The following is a 22,223-nucleotide window of genomic DNA, read 5'->3' as shown; positions in this document are numbered from 1 at the left end:
GAACGCAAGATGAAGAACAAATTTTGTATATACATTCTCTTCCTATTACTCGGCTGCATGGCTTGTAACTTTTCCTCCACACAGGAAAAATACAAAACACTTGGCAGCGAAACATGGGAACGAGACAGCAATTACAAATTCGAATTCGACATCGCGCAACCCGGCAGTTATCATATCAGCACCTGCATCCGTCACACTACCGACTATAAACAAAGAAATATCAGTTGCTACTTGATCATCCGACATCAAGGAGCAGAAGTGGATAAAGAGAATTCAGATATTATCATTGTCGACAATAACGGCAGGTGGGTCGGTCAAGGACTCACGGGACTAAAAACAGTCGTACAATCGATTGAACGGATTTTCCATTTTGACTCCACGGGTATTTATACAGTGGAAATCAAACACCGGATGAAAGACAAACAACTGAAAGGGATTAAAAATATAGGAATTAAAATAAAATCCATAACTTATTATGGCGAAGAATAAACTGGCGAAATTTGCCGAAATGGAAACCTTGGAAAACGTGTTCCAACCCACCCATGAAGAAGTATTCCGCACGGATTACAAGTTAAAGGGAAAATGGGGAGAACAAGTTTTCGGCAATGATCACCCGATCGTTTTAGAAGTGGGATGCGGCAAAGGAGAGTACTCCGTGGGATTAGGCGAACTCTATCCCGAAAAGAACTTTATCGGACTTGACATCAAAGGGGCCCGAATGTGGACAGGAGCGAAAGCCGCAAAAGAAAAAGGAATGAAAAACGTCGTTTTCCTGCGTACTCACGCGGAAGAACTGGAATCTATTTTCGCACCCGGAGAAGTTTCCGAAATTTGGATTACCTTTCCCGACCCTCAAATGGCAAAAGCCCGCAAACGACTCACGGGAACCCGTTTTCTCTCCTTGTACCGAAAGTTTCTGAAGGAAGACGGCCTTATCCATTTGAAAACAGACAGCCCTTTCCTCTATCAATACACGGCAGAACTGGTCAAGGTGAACCACCTCCCCGTGAACGTCAACACGGATGATCTTTACGGGGTTGGACTGGATGATAAAATTTTAGGCATCAAGACTTTTTATGAACGGCAGTGGCTGTCACGAGGTAAAACCATTAAATACATCCAATTTTCATTAGCTGGGCCTATCCAACTCGTGGAACCCGAAATCGACATTGAAAAGGATGATTATCACAGTGAAACACAATTCATGACGAGACAATTGAAAGTTGAAAATTGAAAATAAAGAAATGAAAGAACCTGTAACCTGTAACCTACCAATTAGTAACTCGTCGAAGGCGAATCCTCCCCGGGTATTAATGGCCATGAGCGGCGGAATTGATAGTACGGTGGCAGCCATGTTGCTACAAGATCAAGGGTACGAGCTGGTAGGGGTTACTTATCGGGTATACGATCAAATCTCCCAGGCCTGCATGGAGAAAGAAAAAGGGTGTTGCAGCGTGAACGCCATTTTCGAAGCTAAACACATGGCCCTACAAATGGGATTTGAACATCATATTCTCGATATTCGGAAAGATTTTAATGATCTGGTGATTCGGAATTTCATCGACGAATACTTGCAAGGGCACACGCCCAATCCTTGCGTACTCTGTAATTCCACGATCAAATGGGGAAAATTGATTGCCATGGCCGACGAGTTAGGCTGTGATTATATTGCCACGGGACACTATGCCCGCATCGGTCAACAGGACGGACGTTATTTTCTGCGTAAAGGAGTGGACGAGACCAAAGACCAGACTTATTTCCTCTGGACGTTAACCCAGGAGAATCTTGCCCGCACGATCTTTCCTCTGGGGGAATTAACAAAACCTGAAGTACGACAAATTGCCTTGGAGAAAGGATACGAGAAACTCTCCAAGAAAAGCGAGAGTCAGGAAATTTGCTTTATCCCGGATAATGATTACCGTACCTTCCTCGCGGAGAACGTGGAAAACTTTGCAGAGAAATACGGTCCCGGATTGTTTATTGACACTTCCGGCAAACGCTTGGGAGAACACCGGGGTTTCCCCAACTACACGATCGGACAACGCAAGGGACTCGGCATCGCCCTAGGACATCCCATGTTCGTGGTCGACATCCGACCGGAAAGCAATGAAGTCGTGCTGGGAACCCGGGAAGAACTACAAGGAAAAACGTTCCGGGCAAAGGATATTAACCTAATGAAATACGCCTCCCTACCCGATGGCTTTGAAGTAAACGCCAAAATTCGTTATCGCAACCGGGGAGCGCAAGCCTCCGTTTATCACGAAAATGACTTACTCCGGGTAGAATTTCACGAAGGAATGGATTCGATCACCCCGGGGCAAAGTGCGGTTCTATATGAAGGAACCGACGTTGTGGGGGGAGGAATTATTATCTGAATACAAAATTAAGCTGGAAAAAGAAAATAAAACTCTCTTCTTCCAGCCTAATGTATTATAATCCTTCAACCTAATTGCGGGTACAAAATCCCTTACTCATACTCGTGAAGTGAAAATGGGATTATTTTATTCCGGTACCCAAAAACTTCATAGAAAAAGAATCAAACTGGTCTATGGCCTCCGGCTGACGAGCCAAGGCATCTGGAACTCCTTCCAAAGCGTATAAACGGGAATATTTCAATATTTTCTCGGACATCGACTTTATCTCTGTTGTCCCTAAAAACTTCTCGGCAGCCCAAACAATATTATCATATGCTTCCGGTTGACGGGCAATAGCGGAAAAACAAGCCGCCAGACATTTTCCCCGAGCCGTTCCCCGTTCCACTTCTGCCTCTTTATCCAATGGAGCGATAGCAGTAATCGTGTCATACTGAGCCAATTTTGCCGTAGCTTGTATCAGCTCTTTTGTCATTTCCGGTTGACGGGCAATACTTTCATATAATGAAAGGGTAGAATACATTTGATTCGCCTTGTAATCAGACGTGAATGTATCACCATTATATATAGTAACATCATCCCCCTCATCCGAACAAGCGACAAAAAATAGTAGGCAGGCAGCCATTAATGTGGTAACAATTCGTCTCATTTGTAATTTAAATTTATCTGTTTAACTTGTTATCTATAATCTTCGTCAATACCTCCCGCAGCGTCCCCCCCATGGCACGCACCATCTTCGGCACGAAACTATTGGAAGTCATCCCCGGAGTAGTGTTCACCTCCAACATAAAAATCTCGTCCTCCCGCACGATATAATCCACCCGGATGATCCCTTCACATCTTAATATATCGTAAATCATCGAAGACAATGTCTTGATCCGGTTCGTCAGTTCGGGGGAGATACGAGCCGGGATAATTTCATCCGACTTTGTCGGGTCATATTTGGCCTCGAAATCAAAAAACTCGTTCTTCGGGACCACCTCGGCAATCGGCATGGTAATATCCATATCCCCAGCCTTCACGACCCCGCAAGTCAGTTCCGTCCCGTCGATAAATGTCTCGATCAACACTTCCCGACAGAGAGCAAAAGCCTTTTTCAAGGCATCTTCCAACTGGGCAGCCTCCTTTACTTTTGTCACCCCGAAACTGGAACCCTCGGCATTCGGTTTCACGAAACAAGGCAACCCCACCTCGTTGATAATCTCGTTCACGTCGTATGCCATTCCCCGAATCAACATCACGGAATCGGCCACGTTTACCCCGTAACTCTTCAAATAAGTATTACACGTGTGTTTATCGAAAGTCAAAGCAGAGGCCAACACGTTACAGCACCCGTAAGGCACACCCATCATATCCAGATACCCCTGCAACAACCCGTTCTCCCCCGGAACACCGTGTATCGTGATATAGGCAAAATCAAACAAGATCTTCTCCCCGTTCCGGGTAAACGAAAAATCATTCTTATCCACGGGGAACTTTTCCTCCCCGATCTCCACGTGCCAGTCTCGTTCTTTCAGAACAACAAGATATTTATTGTACCTTGTCTCATCAACCTCATCATATATATTCTTCCCAGATTTCATGGAAACCTCATATTCTGAGGAATTTCCACCGGCGATAATTGCAATATTTTTCATTTTGAATTCATCTTTTATAACACAACAAAAATACAAAAAAGAGAATAGGAGATGATAAAAAGTTTATATTTTTGCAAGCCTCAATAACACAAGGATATGACAAAGATAAACGACCTGACACAAGGGAGCATCAGCAAGGGAATCTGGAGCATGGCAATTCCCCTTATCACGGCCTCTTTCGTTCAAATGGCATACAGCATGACCGACATGATCTGGCTGGGACATTTGGGTAGCGAAAGCGTGGCCGCAGTCGGTGTCGCCGGATTCTTCACGTGGTTAGGTAACGCTTTATCATTCATTAGTAAAGTCGGGGCCGAAGTCACGATCTCGCAATCCTTGGGGGCTCGTGCAAGCAAAAGGGCCCGGGCATACGCCAACCAATCGGCCATGTTGTCATCCATCATTGCCTTGGGTTACGCTTGTTTTATTTATATCGCGGCTCCCATGCTGGTCGGGTTGTTTCACTTGGAAGAGAATATCTCGGAACTGGCCATCATGTACATGCGCCTAATCACCCCCGGACTGTTCTTCACGTTCAATAACAACACGTACAGCGGACTGTACAACGGGCAAGGAAACAGTAAAACCCCGTTGAAGATTGTCGCCACCGGATTAATATTCAACATTGTCCTCGACCCACTATTAATATACGGGTACGGTTTTGTTCCCGCAATGGGAACGGCAGGGGCAGCCATTGCCACGACGTTCTCCCAGTTAGTCGTGTTTTCTATTTTCATTTGGAACCTTTATTTCCGTAATTCATCCATCGGAAAACTATATTTTATCACCCGATTAAGAGCCCGGTTCGTGAAACGTATCGTCTCGCTCGGCTTACCCGTGAGTATGCAAAGTGCTTTATTCGCCATGTTCTCCTTGACACTGGCTACCGTGGCCGCACAATGGGGACATATCGGGGTAGCCGTGCAGAGCGTGGGCGCACAAATCGAGGCCATCACCTGGATGACAGCCGCCGGTTTTTCCACGGCCCTAGCAGCCTTCACGGGACAAAACTTCGGGGCCCGCAACTTGGGCCGCATACGCTTGGGATACCATTACACGTTGAAACTCGCCGGGGGGATCGCCTTGATCGCCTGCCTGGCCTTCTTGTTCTTTAGTAAAGAAATATTCAGTGTATTTATCAACGAACCGCAGACACTTGTTGCAGGAAGCGCATACCTGAAAATTCTCGCTATTTCCCAGATATTCTCGGCCATAGAACAGGTCACTGCCGGGGCTTTCAACGGATGCGGACGTACCACCCCGCCTGCTATCGTGGGCATCATTCTTACAGGAGCCAGAATCCCCTTGGCCTACTACCTGGTTACGTTCCCCTCACTCGGGCTAAACGGTATCTGGTGGAGCATTTCACTCTCCAGCGTGATGAAGGGTATCGTACTGGCTATCTGGTATCAATCTTTTCAGAAACGTCTGGAAAACGGACAATACAAACCTGTCGGTATTCTGGGAAAAATGCATGCCGTGGCAAGTCGTCTTTGGCAGCAATTTAATTGAAAATTGAAAGTATAAACCGGGATTCAATAAGAATCTCGTTCTTTTCGTGTCAAAACGACATGAAATTATTACAGAAAAAATTCTGTAATTTTTCGGCATAAAGATTGTTGATGTAAAAAATAAGGCTTACATTTGACGGCGTTAAAAAGCAACAAATAGCCATTTAAGAAACGTATAACAATAAAAAAATTACAGAAATGAAAGTAACAGTTGTAGGAGCAGGAAACGTTGGTGCAACTTGCGCGAACTGCATCGCTGAAAAGGACATCGTGAATGAAGTTGTTCTTCTGGACATTAAAGAAGGCGTTGCTGAGGGTAAATCATTGGATATGTGGCAAACCGCCCCGATCAATCTTTATGACACCCGTATCAAAGGTGTAACTAACGATTACGAGGCTACCAATAATTCAGAAGTTGTGGTAATCACTTCAGGTCTTCCCCGTAAACCGGGAATGAGCCGTGATGACTTAATCGCAACAAACGCCGGTATTGTAAAATCAGTTACTGAAAATATTATCAAACATTCTCCGAATGCCAAGATTATTATCGTATCTAACCCGCTTGACGTAATGTGCTACTGCGCTTACTTGACTGCCAAAGTCGATTCAAGCCGTGTATTCGGTATGGCTGGTATTTTGGATACCGCTCGTTACAGAGCATTCCTAGCTGAAGCATTGAATGTTTCCCCGAAAGATATTCAAGCCTTGTTATTAGGTGGACACGGGGACACGATGGTTCCGCTCCCGAGATACACCACGGTTTCAGGTATTCCTGTAACAGACTTGATTGACCATGACACGTTGAATGCCATCATCGAAAGAACGAAAGTTGGCGGTGGCGAGCTGGTTAAATTGATGGGTACTTCAGCATGGTACGCTCCCGGTGCAGCCGCTGCTCAAATGGTTGAGGCAATCGTGTGCAACCACAGAAGAGTATTCCCGGTTTGCGCTTTGTTGAATGGCGAATACGGAATGAACAACATCTATTTAGGAGTTCCGGTAATCTTGGGTAAGAATGGTATCGAGAAAATTATCGAGGTAAAACTTGACAAGGACGAACAAGAATTATTGGCTCAATCAGCTAAAGCTGTTAGGTCAGTAATGGATGTACTTGACAACATGAAATTATTTTAACTAACAATAGTACTTCACGATCATTCTTTAAAAAACCGTTCCGGGGCGCCGGGACGGTTTTTATTTTGGTACTTATACACCTTTGTAGTGAAATGTGAATTCCTAAATAAGAACACGTATTACGCATGTTATCAAATGAAGAAAGGATAAACATTTAAGGAAATTACCAGATAATCATAGAGCAAAAGCCTATTAACTTCGTATCAAAGACGTTCATGAACGTCTTTGATACGTCTTTGTTGCGAAGTTGATACGTCTTTGATCCCTGAACACATCGAATATACAACGGCTAAACACCGTGTATTATCCTAAAAAAGCTACTGTAAACCAGGGTAAACCTATGTCAGTATTTAGTTTTCTAGTTCCACCCCGGATTCTGTTCCAGCTTGGCATCTATATTTGCGTCAATCGCTTTCTGCGGGATCGGGAATAATTTCCACTCGATTGTTCCCGTGTAAGTCGGGTAATCAGCAATGTAATACGCATGAGCCCGAAGTTGATCCTCCATGACAGAGCCTTGCATACGCAATAACGTACACCATCTTCTTTCCTCCATGAACAACTCTCTTGCTCTCTCGTCCAAGATAAAAGCTAAAGAAATATCTCCCGCTGTTGCCATGCGGCTGCATTGCGCCCGACCGCGCAACTGGTTTATGTCATTAGCGGCACTACCGGCATCCCCCATACGGAAATAAGCCTCCGCCCGTAACAAATAAGTTTCAGCTAAACGACAAGCATACTCGTCCCGGAAAGTATTCGTACGATTTCCCCCGTATACTAAATCCTCGTATCCCCAATCATCCACGGGAGCGAATTTGGTCCATACCGGGTAATAATGATCCATGTTTGATTCATCCAACATATCGGCTGTCACGATCTGACCGTATTTACTGTGTTTGGTATCGATACACACGAATTCCCGACGGATATTCGCCTTTGAATTCCGAATATCCGTGGCAAAATCACCCGCCCAAATATCATTAATCATGTAGTTTGTCGGGGCATTAAAAGACACTCCCCGGCCACCAACATAGGCACATAGGTTTCCCCCGGGATAGATTGATTCATCAATATTCGTGTTCCACGGGCCATACCCGGCATCCGATTCCGAATATTCGCTTTTCCAACGCATCTCCCTCAACACGGGAGAAAAACTTCCGGCATAAGGCAAGAAATGATTTCCCCCGAAGTCATGCCAGACCGTCACATCATTTTGCAACGTCCACAAAGCCTCGGTATTTCCCTCGGCATAATCCAAGTTTCCCCGTTGAAAAAGATCAAAAAAGACATCCCCGTCCGGGTAATAAGCCTCGACTCCATTCATGGCTTCACCAGAACCCGGTTTTGCCCGGGAACCGAACCGCTCGGTCATCAAAGAGTGCAACTCGGTAACCTTGGTCGCGTAAAGAATAGATTGTTGCAACAATTCCCGATCATCCCCCAACTCGGTAGCCAAAGCCAGATAAGCCTCTGCCAAATAATGATAGGCCGCACCTTTCGCCACGTATCCCGCCTCTCCCGGATAATCAGGCAAAGTATCCGCCGCATTCTCCAAATCTTGAATGGCGAACCGATACGTTTCCTCCCGGGTCATCCGGGTGAAATCATACCGGGGTTCTTGGTAGAATTTCGTCACCTCGGGAACTCCCCCGAACAACTCACCCAAAGTGAGGTAAGCAAATCCCCGGAAGAAATTAGCCTGTGCCCGTACCTGCGCCCGGTCATTCTCGCTATCCCAGTTCAAGGTCTTTACTTCTGTCCCCTCCAAAGTCTGGTTGGCATAACTCACTAACTGATAATAGGCCTCGTAAATATTCTTCACTTCATTTTTATCCGTGGACCAAGAAGAGAAATTAGACATCCCGTTACCACTTGACCGCCACATCGGGGTATCAAACATATCGGTACCTGCCCCTTTTAAAAACACGTCATTCTGTAACCAATAACGAGCGTGGGCATACATATTCGTCACGCAAGCTTTTACCTGATCCACGGTCTTGAAAGCATCTTCAGCCGTGTAAAACGTGTCGGGATGTTCTTCCAGAAAAAGATCATCGTTACACCCGGAAATTCCCATTACCATAGCGGCAAAAATAACCGCAATATATTTTCTAGTTTTCATCATCACGCTCCAAATTTAAAATGTCAAATTAACTCCAAATGAATACATGGCTGCTAACGGATAACCGTAACTTCCTCCTAACGTTTGTTTGATTTCCGGATCACCACCAACCCAATTGGTTATCGTGAACACGTTCTTTGCAGCAAAAAAGACTTTCAACCCGGTGATCTGCAAACGACTCAACCAATCCTGATGGAAAGTATAGGAAAGGCTTAAATCCTGCAAACGCACGAACCCATAACTTTGCAGCGGGGTAAAACGACTGTCTGCATAATCCACACGGGGATATTTGTTACTTCTGTTTTCCGGGGTCCACCAACCATGATTCAAGTTATTATCCCACACGGTTCCTGTTGCCGTTTGATAAGCATACGTGTTCTGGCTCAGCCCGTAACCATTTCCCCCGAACACGCCCGCGAACAAGAAATACAATTCCAGATTCTTGTATTTAAGCGTACTACTCAAACTCATCCGGAAGTTTTCCTTGTTATATCCCAGAATCGTACGATCGTCTGCCGTAATCTTACCATCTTCACTCCCGTCCAAATTAGCAAATTTCACGTCACCGGGTGCCGCATTATTTGCCTCGATGTATTCAATATCTTCTTCCTGTACTATTCCTATCGACTTATAACCGTAAATGGCTCCCAAAGATTTCCCGATAAACAGACTATTGGAAATATCATCTTTCCCGTCACCGTATAAATCTTTCAATTTATTCCGGTTTAGATAGAACGTGACAGCCGTACTCCAATTCCAGTCTTTCGTCCGGACATTCTGCGTGGTCAACGTGGCCTCTATCCCCCAGTTATCAATCTGCCCCATCGTGGCTTTCATACTTGTCAACCCGTTATTCATCACGGGCAACAATCGATCAAAAATCTGATCGGTCGTCTTCGAGAAATAACCGTCAAATTCCAAATAAATCCGGCTACCCAATAAACCGAGGTCAAACCCATAGTTAAATGCCTCCGTTGTCTCCCAACCCAGATCGGCATTTCCGAGTTTATCATAGCGTTGTCCCCAACTAATCGTCGATTCATTCCCGAAAGGATAACCGATACCGCCTTGTTGTCCTAATTTTATCTGAGACAATGTCATGTACGGATCCAGAGATTGATTACCATTCTTACCCCACGATCCCTTCAACTTTAAATAATCAATGAACGACACCCGTTTCATAAAACGTTCATTCGAAACCGTCCATGCCACCCCGACTGCCGGGAAAACACCCCATTTCGAGTTCTTCCCGAACACGGACGATCCGTCCCGACGCACGGAAACACTTAAATGATACGTGTCGTTATAATTATAGCTGATTCGTCCCAGATACCCGATATTATTATGCTTTGTCTTATCGATATTCGTGATTTTCTGTGTTTTAGCATACACTAGCCCATCGGCTCCCAGCACGGTATTCCCTTGATCCGAAAAATCACTTCCGGTCATCTTCCGGTAGTCATACCGTTTGGAATCCCTCGTGTAAACGTAGGTTGCATCAATAAAATGTTTCCCGAATTGACGATTAAAATTCACGATATGGTCCATCACCCAGTACGTGTTCTTCGTGCGGGCGCTATACCCGTTCGCCTTACTCAAGAAACCGGATAATGCCGAGGCCGAATACCGATCTTCAGAAGTTCCTTCTGCCACAAAATACCCCTCATGCTCGAAATAATCCCGTTCCACGTTCTCCCAGGAATAAGCAGCATTTACCCGGTAAGTCAGTCCTTCCAACCAAGGACATTTCACAAGTACATGCCCCTTTATTAAAGTCGTGGCATAAGTGTCATGATCATCCACCGTACCACTATTCACCAACCACAAAGGATTTGTCAATCCGCCTCCCAATTCTCTCGGGTACTTCTCCAGTTCACCGTTCGGACGTGTGACACGGCCGTAAGGAGTCAAGCGCAAGGCCTGTACCAGATTGTAAGTCGTGGGACCGGAGTAATCATTAAAGGTATATCCCATTTGTGTCCCGACTTGCAACCAAGAAGCCACGTCACTCTGCAAACGGAGCGACAAAGCCTCCCGTTTATAATCATCTCCAATAATCACACCTTCCTGATCAACGTGAGAAGCGGATAGGAAATAATTCAATTTTTCCGTCGCACCGGATACGGATGCCGAATAACTCTGCATCAATCCCACCCGGCTCACGTAATCCAACCAATCCGTAGTCTTGCCGTTTTTATAATTCTCTAGCTCGAATCCACTCATCCAAGCTGAAGGATCGGCATCCTCCGCTAGATGCTGGGTTGCATTAATCTTTTTAATATAATTCTCAGGACTCAGCACCTCCGGACGATTCGCCATCTCCGACAATGTCCACGATGCATTAAAATTCAGCACGGGTTTTCCTAATTTTCCCTGTTTCGTCGTGATCATCACCACTCCGTTAGCAGCTTGTGATCCATAAGCAGCCAAAGAAGTCGCGTCTTTCAACACGCTCATGCTTTCGATGATATTGGGGTCTATATCCCGCAAACTCCCCATAAAAATCACCCCATCCATCACGATCAACGGGTTAGATGTCGATCCCCCGATCGATTTTTGCCCCCGTACTTGTAAAGAAGGTGCCTGTCCTGCTCCTTGTTGTTGCGACACGGTAATACCCGTTACCGTTCCCCGCAACGCATCCATCGAGTTCGTATTCGGTAACAAAGCCAAAGGAGATTCCGCAGTGTTAATCACACTCACGGACCCCGTAAAATTCTTCCGGGCCACGGAACCATATCCCACGACAACCACCTCGTCCAACTCTTCATTATCCACCCGCAACCGGACATTTCGCATCCCTTCCTTTTTTAACACTATTTCCCGGGTAACATACCCGACAAAAGAAACCCGAAGTACGGCTCCAGCCTTTACCGTTAACTTGTAATTACCCAAAGTATCGGTCACGCATCCATTTGTTGTTCCTTGTTCCAAGATAGCGGCCCCGATAATTGGTTCTCCTTGTTCATCAATTACTCGACCAAATATTTTCCACTTTGCCACTTGCGCCGAATTGGTTTCACCCGCAACACTTCGGGACATTGTTCCCACCATACACAGGCCACCAAGCAATAAAATCATTCCGAACTTGATAACGCCTTTCTGAAAAAAATCTAGATCCTTCATTTTATATCACGTATATGCATTAATTTTCCTTCAAAAATTCACGTAATTTTTCCTACACAACAAACACGCCAAAACACAAGGAAGAAAATATCGAATTGATTTTCTGCAAAGAAGGTCTCTAGGTTTCATCATGGGCCAACAAAAAAGTGTGGAATTTTTACACATGCCAAACATCAATATTCCACACCATTTAAATTTATATAAATTTCAACAACAATATCCCTTGCAAAATAATTCACCTTTTTATTGATTTAATAAAAAATCTATTTTAACTTTGTAGCGCAAAGAACTTTTAGAATATGGAAAATAAAGAAGCGCTCGATACATTACACGACATCAAAGAACTCATGGAAAAATCCACGAAATTCATGTCGATAAGCGGAATTTCCGCTATTCTCGTTGGCATTTATGCCTGCATCGGAACCGGCTTGGCCTACTTTATTCTAAACAAACAAGACTCTTTTGACACCTTGTTTAATATACCATTATTAAATATCAACACCACTTACCAGCTCGCATCAATTTGCTTAATCGCGCTGGGAGTACTCGCTCTTTCCCTTCTTACCACTTTCACGATGAGCTACCAAAAAGCCAAAAAAGGATGTAGAAACATCTTTAAAGATAAATCCGTTCACCGTTTGCTTTGGAATTTCTTCCTTCCCTTGCTGACTGGCGGGATTCTTTGTTTCTCTTTAATATGGCAGCAATATTACGGATTGACTTCTTCCATAATGCTCATTTTCTACGGGTTATCTCTAGTGAATTGTTCCAAGTATACCTATTCGGACATACGCTACCTAGGTTACGCGGAGATTCTGTTAGGCCTCGTTGACAGTTTCGCAATCACCCATGCCCTTTTATTCTGGGTTACCGGTTTCGGATTACTTCATATAGCGGCAGGAATATACTTTTATTATAAAGTTGAACATAAACAGCATCCGGCAAGACCGTAACCAAGTGTAAATCGCAATCCATGAAAGAATACCTGGAAAATATAAACAAGGCTTTTGAAAGCAAGGCACGCTTGGGGATCATGTCCATCTTGATTGTCAACGAATCGGTAGATTTCGTAACCCTCAAGAATTTACTCGATCTCACGGACGGGAACCTAGCCAGCCACACCAGAAGTCTTGAGGAATTGGGATACATCCAATGCCAGAAACAATTCATCGGACGACGCCCCAACACGACGTTCTCCGTCACGCAGAAAGGCCGGGAGGCTTTTGCAAAGCACTTAAACGCTTTGGAAGAGTTTTTAAGGAACCAGAATATATAATTTTTTTTACTTATTATACTTTGAAATTCAAAGTTCTTTTCAAATAACATTAAATACAATACACCATGGACGAACAAACAGCAAAAAATCAAAAAGAGAACAGCACACGAAAAAGTCTCAACAAACAAGACTCTTTAGTTCTAAAGATTGTACTCATTGCCTTCCTAATCCTCTTGTCTTTCATTCCCATGAGCATGATTCGAGGACTAATCAATGAAAGGGAAATGACAGCAAATGCCGCCGCACAAGAGGTGCAACAGAAATGGAGTAAGTCTCAAACCCTCATTGGCCCGATATTAACCATCCCTTATTTTTACCAGAACCAAAAAGGAGAGAACCAAAAGGGATATATCAATTATCTCCCCGAACAACTGAACATCACCGGAGATGTCAACACGCAGGAACTCAAACGAGGACTATATGAAATTATCGTTTACAATTCCACGCTGGAGATTACCGGGACATTCTCGGCCAGAGACCTGAAAGAAAGCAATCTATTCACCAACGACAAGTGGATTGAAGGTGCCACAATCAACCTTGGGATCAGTGATTTGCGAGGAATCAATGAACAAATCTCGCTTGAATGGGACAACCGAAAACTGAATTTCACACCCGGGGTTGATCCCCACAGCCTCGTCGTTTCCGGCATATCATCGAAAATCACGCCACAACAACTGTTTGCAAACGATTCGGTCGTTCATTTCACGATAAAACTCAAACTGAAAGGCTCCGAATCCATTCAATTTACCCCTCTTGGCAGAACAACAAAAGTCGCCATTCGTTCAAATTGTCAAACCCCAAGCTTCAATGGAGCCTTTTTACCCACCGAACGAGAGGTCTCGTCAGAAGGTTTCACGAGCAAATGGGAAGTACTGGAATTCAACCGGAACTATTCACAGATTCTCAAAGAGAGTCCCTATCGTGCCACCACGAACGAATACAGGGACATGACGGATGACAATTTGGGATTCCAATACACGAACTACGCCATCACGGAATCCACATTCGGGGTAAATCTCCTGTTCCCGGTAGACCAATACCAGAAATCCACACGCTCCGCTAAATACGCCTTTTTAATCATCATATTGACTTTCGTTGTCAGTTTCTTCGTGGAAATATTCCAGAAAAAGAACATTCATCCGGTTCAATATCTACTTATCGGACTGGCCCTATGCTTGTTCTACACGCTATTAGTCTCCACGTCCGAACATATCGGTTTCACCCCCGCCTATATCATCTCCGCCCTCATGACCACTTTACTCATCACGTTCTACATGGTCGGTATTTTAAAAATAAAGAAAACGGCATTCACGATCGGAGGACTTCTGGCTTGCCTTTACGCCTACATTTTCTTCCTGATCCAACTGGAAACCTACGCACTGCTGGTGGGGAGCATCGGATTATTCGTTATCTTAGCGATTATCATGTATTTCTCTCAAAAAATAAACTGGTACAATAACCAATAACCACTTTTTCCTCTTTCCGGGACCAACCGGAAAGAGGAAAAACAAAAATCGACAACATCATGAAAAAATTCTGGATACACAATTTATTTATCACGCTATCCCTACTCGTCGTTTTCCTAGTCACCTTGTACTCGATAGGAATATACAACAACCGTTTCGGCCATTATCTTGCCCTAACGATCTTCGGGATTTCCGGATTGCAATCCATAGCCAGTGTGATCATAGGCCTTTACAATATCAAGCTCCAAACCGCCAATATGATTTTGCTGGGAATTTTATCCGTGGCATTTTCCTCTCTAATAACCATTTACACGTTCAATTGTTTATTCATATCGTGCTAAGAACAGCATACACGAGGATTAACGAATTGTAATTATTAGCTTTATTCCTTGATTTCTTTCCGAAATTAACATTCCTCTTTTTTGGATTTCACCGAAAATGCGTAAGTTTGTGCAAACTTTAAAATATGGAGATAAAGATTCCGATAGAGATCGTTGAACTGGAAGATAACAGCTTTCACATCATCGTCTCTCTGCAAATCGGTAGCATTGAGGGAGATTTCATTATAGACACGGGAGCATCCGTGACGGTCATAGACAAACTTACACCGTTTAGTTATGAACCGCTGGATGATGTTTCCGAGATTAACTCCGGGGGTGTGTGCGGAGAAATTAATGAGGTTCAGCTTGTGAATATCACGGCTCTACAAATCGGCAACCACACGATCGAGAATATCCACGCGGCAGTCATCGACTTGCAGTACGTGAATTCTCTATACGACAAACACCTGCAACGCAGGGTTGCCGGATTGTTGGGGAGCGATTTTCTCGTCAGGCATGAGGCGGTCATTGATTATGGAAATAAGGAGTTAACATTAAAAGTATCTGCCTAATTGTATAGCAATTTTGAAAAAATTGTTATACTTTTGCGCACTAAATATGTGTTAAAAGAAGAATTGAAGCTTAAGTAATTATAAATTCATTAAACAGATGCAGAATAAAGGAGCGATTACACTACTCGCTGTTGCTTTGGCATTGGTGAGTCTTTATCAGTTGTTTTTTACTTATAAAACCAACCAGGTAGAGAACGCGGCGAAGGAGTTCGCCAACGGTAACCCTATTAAAGAGAAAGAGTATTTAGATTCGGTCGCAAACCAACCCGTCTACAATTTCCTTGGTTTAGCCAAATTCACTTACAAGGAATGTAAGGAGTTGGAACTGAACCTCGGTTTGGACTTGAAGGGTGGTATGAACGTGACCATGGAAGTTGACGTGGTAGACGTGGTAAAAAGTCTGGCAAACCACAGCACGGATCCCGCATTCAATCAAGCAATCGAGGAAGCCGTGAAGATGAGAGTTTCCAGCCCGAAAGACTTCGTAACCCTTTTCGGTGAGGCTTTCGAAAAAATTGCCCCGGGAGCGCAACTAGCATCCCCGGCTATTTTCGGTACTCACGAAATGAAAGAAAAGATCAAAGTCGGAGCTAGCAACAAGGAAGTTCTTGACGTGATCCGCAAAGAGGCTGACGGAGCTATCGACAACACGTTTAACATTCTTCGTACTCGTATCGACCGCTTTGGTGTTGCTCAACCCAATATCCGTAAAGCAGACATCTCCGGAAGAATCGTTATCGAGTTGCCGGGTATCAAGGAACCGCAACGTGTGAGAGAGTTGTTACAAGGAACTGCCGCTTTGGAGTTCTATGAAACATTCGACAACGCGAAAGGACAAGATGCCGGAGAAGATGCATTCTTCAACTATTTGGTTGCCGCAGATCAAAAACTAAAAGAGGTTCTTGACGCCCAAGCATCCAAAGTTGCGAATGAAGAAACAACCGCTCAGGTAACTGACACGACTAAAGTGCAAGATAAAGAATCAGCCATCCTAGACGCGATCAAAGGTGAATCTGATTCATTGAAAACGGTAACCAGCATGGCTGAATACGAGAAAGAACACCCGCTTCTTGCCATATTATCACCTAACGTAACTCAACAATTTCAACCCGTGGGTGGTTCTACAATTGGATATGCCAACATTAAAGATACGGCTAAAATCAACGCCTATTTGAGATTACCGCAGGTAAAAGCAGCTTTCCCCAGAAACGCACGTTTATTGTGGGAAATGAAAGCTGTAAACGGTATGGTTCCTTTACACGCCATCAAAATTACCACGCGTAATGGTAAAGCTCCGCTTGAAGGAGACGCTGTAATTGATGCAAGACAAGACTATGATCAACAAGGTCGTCCGGTTGTTTCCATGCAGATGAACGGAGAGGGAACCAAAACATGGGCTCGTTTGACAAAAGATAATATCGGACGTTGCATCGCTATTGTACTTGACGGTATGGTTGCATCCTCTCCTAACGTAAACGACGAGATTAAGGGCGGTAGCTCTCAGATTTCCGGACGTTTTGACGTGAAAGAGGCAGGTGACCTTGCAAACATCTTGAAATCCGGTAAATTACCCGCACCCGCACGTATCATTGCTGACGAGGTAGTTGGAGCATCACTGGGACAAGAGGCTATTCAATCCGGTATGTGGTCATTCATCATCGCATTCGTGTTGGTATTGGCCTATATGTTATTCTTTTATAGTAAGAATGCCGGTTTGGCTGCCGACATCGCATTGCTCGCCAACTTGTTCTTCTTGTTCGGTATTCTGGCATCCATTGGAGCAGTGTTGACCTTACCCGGTATTGCCGGTATCGTGTTGACCATGGGTATGGCCGTCGATGCCAACGTGTTGATCTACGAACGTATCCAAGAGGAAATCAGAGCCGGTAAGGGATTGAAACTTGCTATCAAGGAAGGTTACAGTAATGCCTACTCGGCTATTATCGACGGTCAGTTGACCACGTTATTAACCGGATTTATCCTGTACTACTTTGGAGAAGGCCCGATCAAAGGTTTCGCAACCACGTTGATCATTGGTATCCTTTCTTCTCTATTCACGGCTATCTTCATCACTCGTTTGATCCTTGAAAGAGCTGCATCCAAGAGTGACAATGTTACCTTCACAACCCCGTTAACTGCAAACTGGTTGAGAAATACCAAGTTCCCGTTCTTGAAAAAACGGAAAATCAGTTACACGATTTCCGGTATCGTGATTGTACTTTGTTTCGTATCCTTGTTCACCAGAGGTTTGGATAAAGGTATCGACTTTGTGGGAGGTAGAACTTATACCGTGACTTTCGCACAAGACGTACAAGTGGGTGATGTTGCAGAGAAACTGGCAGGAGTTTACGGAAGCGCTCCGGAAGTGAAGACCGTGGGAACTGCAAATAACGTGAAGATCACCACGAAATACCGGATTGCTGAAACCGGAGCTGATGTTGACGCAAATGTAGACTCATTATTATATATCGGGTTACAAGAAATTCTTCCTGCCGGAACAGACTACGAAACATTCCGCAGCGTGAACTTGCAACAAACTCAAAAGATCGGCCCAGCCGTGGCTGAAGACATGACAAGAGCTGCCGTTTGGTCGGTATTGTTTGCCTTGGTTGGAATCTTTATCTACATCATGGTACGATTCTCAAAATGGCAATATGGTGCTGGAGCAGTTGTCGGTTTGGCTCATAACACGATTATCGTGATCGGAGCATTCTCCCTATTTGCCGGTCTCTTACCGTTCTCTTTGGAGGTTGACCAATCCTTTATCGCTGCCGTGTTGACGGTTGTGGGTTACACCATCAACGATACCGTAGTTGTATTCGACCGTATCCGTGAGTACCGTAAACTATACCCGAAACGAGATGATGAACAAGTAGTAAATGACGCATTGAACTCTACGTTACGTCGTACATTCAGTACTTCATTGTCAACCATCGTCGTGTTGTTAGCGATATTCGTTTTCGGTGGTGCTTCTATCAAGGGATTCATTTTCGCCTTGTTAGTAGGTATCGTTGTCGGTACATACTCATCACTGTTCATCGCAACTCCTATTTCTTTCGACTTGACCAGAAGATTCAAAAAGAAAGTAGAAGAGAAGAAATAAAAAAATATTTCAAGTTTATACAAAATAGCTCCTGTAAAAAGGAGCTATTTTTTTGCACACAGAATAAAGGTACTCACTCCGGTATTACAGTATACATACGCCGGTGTCTCGCTCGTAAGTCAACGGAAAGTTAACGGGAAGTCAACGGGAAGTCGACTGGATAAAGAGGTTCACTTGTGGGCGATATTTCCTTGATATTAATTTCATATATACAGGAAAATACGGAGAGACCCCGGAGAGAGTCACTCGCAATCCCCTTTCAATAACATCAAAAAAGTTACAAATTGAAAGTAAAAATGATATATCAATATTAAAGTTGCAATATAATTGGGTTTGTAACAATAAATATCCTACTTTTGTAACGTAGAAAGCAGCAACAGGATAATCGAACAATTACAAGTATGTCAAAGCGTCAGATCAGAATCTGTTTAGGAAGTTCTTGTTTTTCCCGGGGAAACAATACCAACCTCGGAGCGATCAAGAAATATCTGAGTGAAAATAACTTGGAGGCAGAGATCGATTTCTGCGGGCATTTGTGCGAGGAATTGTGTAGTAAGGGTCCTATTATCCGGATCGATGACAAAGTGTATGAAGAAGTAAATCTATCGCGTTTGTACAAAATCTTACAAGAAGAATTCCCATGCAACTAAGACCCATCTATACTGAACCGGACAATTGTCAGGATTGTTATAAATGTATCCGGGAATGTCCCGTGAAGGCAATCCGGATGGAAAACAATCAGGCATCTATCATTGAAGATCGTTGCATCTACTGCGGGCATTGCACACAAGTATGCCCAACCGGGGCTAAAAAGATACGTGACGGGTTAACCCGGGCGAAATTAACCCTTACGCAGAATCCCAAAGTCATTCTATCACTGGCTCCATCGTACGTGAGTGAATTCGAAGGAATTCATTCCAGCGTGCTAATTGCCGCCATCAAACGTTTAGGTTTCACAAGTGTATCGGAAACTGCCCTGGGAGCAGAAATCGTCACGGATAGAACCGAGAAATTCCTGGAAGAAGCCGAAAATGGCGTGTACATCTCTTCGGCTTGTCCAGTTGTTGTTGAATATATCCGAAAATATTCCCCGGATCACGCACGTTTTATCACACCGATTATTTCTCCTATGCTGGCTCACGCCAAGATTTTGAAACAGTTATATGGGGAAGATGTGAAAATCGTGTTTGCAGGTCCCTGTATCTGTAAGAAGTTGGAAGCGGACTACTTTAATAACCTCGTTGACGTGGTAATCACGTTCAAGGACTTGAAAAAATGGTTCGAACAATCCGACATCAACTTGAAAAATATCGCACCGAATCAACCGGAGGCTCGTTTCGTGCCTTACCGTTCCGGGATGGGCGCCTACTACCCCATCGAGGGTGGAATGCTGAAAGGGATGCAAGAGGGCAAAAAACAAATACATCACATGGCTTTCTCGGAACTTTCAACCGTGAAAGACGTGTTGAAAGAACTGGATTCACACCGGGAGAACGATTCCATTTTCTTGGAATTATTGGCTTGCAAGGGCGGATGCATCAACGGTCCTGCCAAATTGAGCCATATATCCCCGGCCTTAAAAAGATACGAGATTATTCATCAATCGGAATTGGGAAATCCCAAGGATGATTTCAAAAATATCGATTTGCAGATTCTATTCTGCAAAGACCCTCACGTGCAAGATCACACCTACACGGAAGAGGAAATCAAACAAGCTATGGCCGTCGTGGGCAAAACCGGACCTGAAGACGAATTAAATTGTAGTGGTTGCGGTTACGACACTTGTCGTGACTTCGCCATTGCCATGCTGGAAGGGCGGGCCGAAGAAAATATGTGTGTATCTTACATGAGAAGAATCGCGCATGATAAGGCCACCGTACTCCTCCAAAAGATTCCGGCCGGAGTACTACTCGTCAACTCGGAATTGAAAGTCGTGGACATGAATCAATCCTGCGCCACTCTCATGGGAGAGGACATTGCCTCTATTTACGAGGTCGATCCCGGTTTGAACGGCGTGGAGCTGAAAAACATCTGTTCCTACGAGGACTTGTTCCGTGCCGTGTTGACAACCGGTAAGGAAATTATCGAACGACAGGTACGGGAAGAAGACCGCACATGGATTATATCCATCTATAACATACAACCTCACCGGTTGGTTTTCGGGTTATTACAGGATCTACGCGAACCTTATGTCCGTAAAGAATGGATGCTCGAAAAGACTCAGGAAGTAATCAAGAAACACATGGAAACCGTCCAACAAGTAGCTTGTTTGCTTGGGGAAAATGCCGCTTTCACGGATGCCACGTTACGCACCGTAATGGAGGCTTACAAGAAAAATGATCAAAAGAAACCACTCTAATTTCATTTGTCTTGAGAAACAACGGTAATTTCATCGAGGTTGACTTCTTCCAGAAGAATAAAGCGGGCAATGTTGTCTGCGGGGATTGTTTCATGTCTCAAAAACTAAAAGGTGAGGGACGTGTCATCAGCGTGTTATCAGATGGTCTGGGAAGCGGGATCAAAGCCTGTGTCCTATCCACGATGACGGCAACCATGGCCATGAACTTTACCGCCATGAACGAGAGTATCCTGCGCACCTCCACCTCGATCATGAATACTTTACCGAAAGATATGGTGCGAAAGATCAGTTATTCGACCTTTTGTATCTGTGACATCGACTGTTTCGGTAACGTGAAAATTATCGAATATGAAACTCCCTCCTACTACTTGTACCGGAACGGGCATTTTGTCAGTATTTCCAAGGAGAAAATTCCGGTGGAACGGGAAGACCTTGAAAATACGTTTCTGTGGATTTCCGAGTTCACGCTAGAAAAAGAAGATCGAATTATCTTCTTCAGTGATGGGGTTAGCCAATCCGGAATGGGAACGGCTAAAATGCCCTTTGGTTGGGAAGACGGGGCAAAAGAATATATTGCAAACCTGGTAAATCAATATAATAATATATCCGCCAAGGAATTGGCACATAAGATAGTGAATCAAGCGGAAAAGAACGACGGTTACTCGCTGAAAGATGACACGAGTTGTTGTGTCATTTATATGCGAAAACCCCGTAACCTGCTTGTATGCACCGGACCTCCCTACGACGAGAAGAACGATAAATACCTGGCCAACCGGGTACGGGAATTTCAAGGGAAAAAGATCCTGTGCGGGGGAACCACGGCGACCATTATCTCCCGTGAACTGGGAGCAAAAATGGAAGTTGACATGAATATCGTGGACAAAGAACTCCCTCCCATCTCCAAGATGGAAGGTGTCGATCTTGTCACCGAAGGAATTCTGACGTTAGGTAAGGTTGAGCGTATCCTGACGGAAGGAGATATTGACCGCCGTCGGGAAGCCGGACCGGCAGAGATGATGGTGAGAATGTTGTTGAATAGTGATAAAATCACGTTACTCGTGGGAACCCGTATCAACACGGCGCACCAGGATCCCAATCTTCCCGTGGAGTTAGAGATCCGGAGAAACGTGGTCAAAAAAATAAAATTTTTATTGGAGACAAAGTATTTGAAAGATGTCGAGATTATGTATATTTAGGGGATAAAATCAAAAACAAAACCAACTCA

18 protein-coding genes are annotated in these 22,223 nt (G+C 44.3%); 14 read left to right on the top strand and 4 right to left on the bottom strand.

All coding sequences use genetic code 11. The features are described 5' to 3' along the window. Window positions 1–9: 9 nt before the first annotated feature. Genes I2I33_RS06230 through mnmA form a run of 3 tightly spaced genes read left to right on the top strand, consistent with a single transcriptional unit; the run spans window position 10 to window position 2,375 of the window. Entirely contained in the window at window positions 10–489 is a 480-nt protein-coding gene (locus tag I2I33_RS06230) for a gliding motility lipoprotein GldH (protein WP_195666759.1), read from the top strand. Continuing rightward, a complete protein-coding gene (gene trmB / locus I2I33_RS06225) occupies window positions 476–1,234 on the top strand; it encodes a tRNA (guanosine(46)-N7)-methyltransferase TrmB (protein WP_195666758.1) in 759 nt (252 codons plus the stop codon). Before I2I33_RS06230 ends, trmB begins: the two co-directional genes overlap by 14 nt. Before the next feature lie 10 nt (window positions 1,235–1,244). Beyond that, window positions 1,245–2,375 (top strand): tRNA 2-thiouridine(34) synthase MnmA, encoded by a 1,131-nt coding sequence (mnmA, locus tag I2I33_RS06220; RefSeq protein WP_229128215.1) that lies wholly within the window; start codon window positions 1,245–1,247, stop codon window positions 2,373–2,375. 121 nt (window positions 2,376–2,496) lie between these two features. Here the strand turns inward: mnmA and I2I33_RS06215 are convergent, their stop codons facing one another. Further along, entirely contained in the window at window positions 2,497–3,021 is a 525-nt protein-coding gene (locus I2I33_RS06215; RefSeq protein ID WP_140402580.1) for a hypothetical protein, read from the bottom strand. 13 nt (window positions 3,022–3,034) lie between these two features. Then, window positions 3,035–4,009, bottom strand: a complete 975-nt coding sequence (locus tag I2I33_RS06210; RefSeq protein WP_195666757.1) for a D-alanine--D-alanine ligase — start codon at window positions 4,007–4,009, stop codon at window positions 3,035–3,037. A 96-nt stretch (window positions 4,010–4,105) separates the two neighbouring features. Between I2I33_RS06210 and I2I33_RS06205 the strand changes: the two genes are divergently transcribed. Together I2I33_RS06205 and mdh are read left to right on the top strand one after the other, a co-directional pair. Beyond that, window positions 4,106–5,521 (top strand): MATE family efflux transporter, encoded by a 1,416-nt coding sequence (locus I2I33_RS06205; protein WP_087420966.1) that lies wholly within the window; start codon window positions 4,106–4,108, stop codon window positions 5,519–5,521. 197 nt (window positions 5,522–5,718) lie between these two features. After that, complete coding sequence (gene mdh / locus I2I33_RS06200; protein ID WP_027202820.1) at window positions 5,719–6,654, top strand: malate dehydrogenase; 936 nt, start codon at window positions 5,719–5,721, stop codon at window positions 6,652–6,654. A 358-nt stretch (window positions 6,655–7,012) separates the two neighbouring features. Here mdh and I2I33_RS06195 read toward each other — a convergent pair whose 3' ends face one another. Both I2I33_RS06195 and I2I33_RS06190 read right to left on the bottom strand, forming a co-directional pair. Continuing rightward, a complete protein-coding gene (locus tag I2I33_RS06195; RefSeq protein WP_229128214.1) occupies window positions 7,013–8,779 on the bottom strand; it encodes a RagB/SusD family nutrient uptake outer membrane protein in 1,767 nt (588 codons plus the stop codon). Between the two features lie 12 nt (window positions 8,780–8,791). After that, window positions 8,792–11,902 carry a SusC/RagA family TonB-linked outer membrane protein gene (locus tag I2I33_RS06190; protein WP_195666756.1) on the bottom strand — a complete coding sequence of 1,037 codons (3,111 nt, stop codon included), beginning with the start codon at window positions 11,900–11,902 and terminating at the stop codon, window positions 8,792–8,794. A gap of 299 nt (window positions 11,903–12,201) precedes the next feature. On the opposite strand from I2I33_RS06190, the gene I2I33_RS06185 reads away from it, so the two are divergent. The 9 genes from I2I33_RS06185 (at window position 12,202) to I2I33_RS06145 (ending at window position 22,194) form a co-directional block, all read left to right on the top strand. After that, a complete protein-coding gene (locus tag I2I33_RS06185) occupies window positions 12,202–12,855 on the top strand; it encodes a hypothetical protein (RefSeq protein WP_118304426.1) in 654 nt (217 codons plus the stop codon). Between the two features lie 20 nt (window positions 12,856–12,875). Further along, window positions 12,876–13,178, top strand: a complete 303-nt coding sequence (locus tag I2I33_RS06180) for a winged helix-turn-helix domain-containing protein (RefSeq protein WP_027202823.1) — start codon at window positions 12,876–12,878, stop codon at window positions 13,176–13,178. Between the two features lie 65 nt (window positions 13,179–13,243). After that, window positions 13,244–14,644 (top strand): cell envelope integrity protein CreD, encoded by a 1,401-nt coding sequence (gene creD / locus I2I33_RS06175; RefSeq protein ID WP_087420962.1) that lies wholly within the window; start codon window positions 13,244–13,246, stop codon window positions 14,642–14,644. A gap of 59 nt (window positions 14,645–14,703) precedes the next feature. Then, entirely contained in the window at window positions 14,704–14,985 is a 282-nt protein-coding gene (locus tag I2I33_RS06170) for a hypothetical protein (RefSeq protein ID WP_195666755.1), read from the top strand. Window positions 14,986–15,110: 125 nt separating this feature from the next. Further along, a complete protein-coding gene (locus tag I2I33_RS06165) occupies window positions 15,111–15,536 on the top strand; it encodes a retropepsin-like aspartic protease (protein ID WP_087420961.1) in 426 nt (141 codons plus the stop codon). 97 nt (window positions 15,537–15,633) lie between these two features. Then, window positions 15,634–18,639, top strand: coding sequence for a protein translocase subunit SecDF (gene secDF, locus I2I33_RS06160; protein WP_195666754.1), 3,006 nt, complete (start codon window positions 15,634–15,636; stop codon window positions 18,637–18,639). Window positions 18,640–19,040: 401 nt separating this feature from the next. Beyond that, entirely contained in the window at window positions 19,041–19,289 is a 249-nt protein-coding gene (locus tag I2I33_RS06155; RefSeq protein ID WP_018338306.1) for a (2Fe-2S) ferredoxin domain-containing protein, read from the top strand. Continuing rightward, entirely contained in the window at window positions 19,280–20,998 is a 1,719-nt protein-coding gene (locus I2I33_RS06150; RefSeq protein ID WP_087420959.1) for a [Fe-Fe] hydrogenase large subunit C-terminal domain-containing protein, read from the top strand. The genes I2I33_RS06155 and I2I33_RS06150 overlap by 10 nt, the downstream gene beginning before the upstream one ends. An 11-nt stretch (window positions 20,999–21,009) precedes the next feature. Next, window positions 21,010–22,194, top strand: coding sequence for a SpoIIE family protein phosphatase (locus I2I33_RS06145; RefSeq protein WP_087420958.1), 1,185 nt, complete (start codon window positions 21,010–21,012; stop codon window positions 22,192–22,194). Window positions 22,195–22,223 lie beyond the last annotated feature (29 nt).

Source organism: Butyricimonas sp. BSD2780061689_150309_C8 (assembly GCF_015560935.1).
Lineage (GTDB): Bacteria > Bacteroidota > Bacteroidia > Bacteroidales > Marinifilaceae > Butyricimonas > Butyricimonas paravirosa.
Note: the sequence above shows the minus strand (reverse complement) of the source record. Positions and strands in the feature narration are given on the sequence as shown.

Coding starts and splice junctions, on each gene's coding strand:
- I2I33_RS06210 (WP_195666757.1), bottom strand. CDS start 4,009: ATGAAAAATATTGCAATTATCGCCGGTGGAAATTCCTCAGAATATGAG.
- I2I33_RS06215 (WP_140402580.1), bottom strand. CDS start 3,021: ATGAGACGAATTGTTACCACATTAATGGCTGCCTGCCTACTATTTTTT.
- I2I33_RS06230 (WP_195666759.1), top strand. CDS start 10: ATGAAGAACAAATTTTGTATATACATTCTCTTCCTATTACTCGGCTGC.
- I2I33_RS06180 (WP_027202823.1), top strand. CDS start 12,876: ATGAAAGAATACCTGGAAAATATAAACAAGGCTTTTGAAAGCAAGGCA.
- I2I33_RS06170 (WP_195666755.1), top strand. CDS start 14,704: ATGAAAAAATTCTGGATACACAATTTATTTATCACGCTATCCCTACTC.
- trmB (WP_195666758.1), top strand. CDS start 476: ATGGCGAAGAATAAACTGGCGAAATTTGCCGAAATGGAAACCTTGGAA.
- secDF (WP_195666754.1), top strand. CDS start 15,634: ATGCAGAATAAAGGAGCGATTACACTACTCGCTGTTGCTTTGGCATTG.
- I2I33_RS06185 (WP_118304426.1), top strand. CDS start 12,202: ATGGAAAATAAAGAAGCGCTCGATACATTACACGACATCAAAGAACTC.
- mnmA (WP_229128215.1), top strand. CDS start 1,245: ATGAAAGAACCTGTAACCTGTAACCTACCAATTAGTAACTCGTCGAAG.
- creD (WP_087420962.1), top strand. CDS start 13,244: ATGGACGAACAAACAGCAAAAAATCAAAAAGAGAACAGCACACGAAAA.
- I2I33_RS06195 (WP_229128214.1), bottom strand. CDS start 8,779: ATGATGAAAACTAGAAAATATATTGCGGTTATTTTTGCCGCTATGGTA.
- mdh (WP_027202820.1), top strand. CDS start 5,719: ATGAAAGTAACAGTTGTAGGAGCAGGAAACGTTGGTGCAACTTGCGCG.
- I2I33_RS06155 (WP_018338306.1), top strand. CDS start 19,041: ATGTCAAAGCGTCAGATCAGAATCTGTTTAGGAAGTTCTTGTTTTTCC.
- I2I33_RS06165 (WP_087420961.1), top strand. CDS start 15,111: ATGGAGATAAAGATTCCGATAGAGATCGTTGAACTGGAAGATAACAGC.
- I2I33_RS06150 (WP_087420959.1), top strand. CDS start 19,280: ATGCAACTAAGACCCATCTATACTGAACCGGACAATTGTCAGGATTGT.
- I2I33_RS06190 (WP_195666756.1), bottom strand. CDS start 11,902: ATGAAGGATCTAGATTTTTTTCAGAAAGGCGTTATCAAGTTCGGAATG.
- I2I33_RS06205 (WP_087420966.1), top strand. CDS start 4,106: ATGACAAAGATAAACGACCTGACACAAGGGAGCATCAGCAAGGGAATC.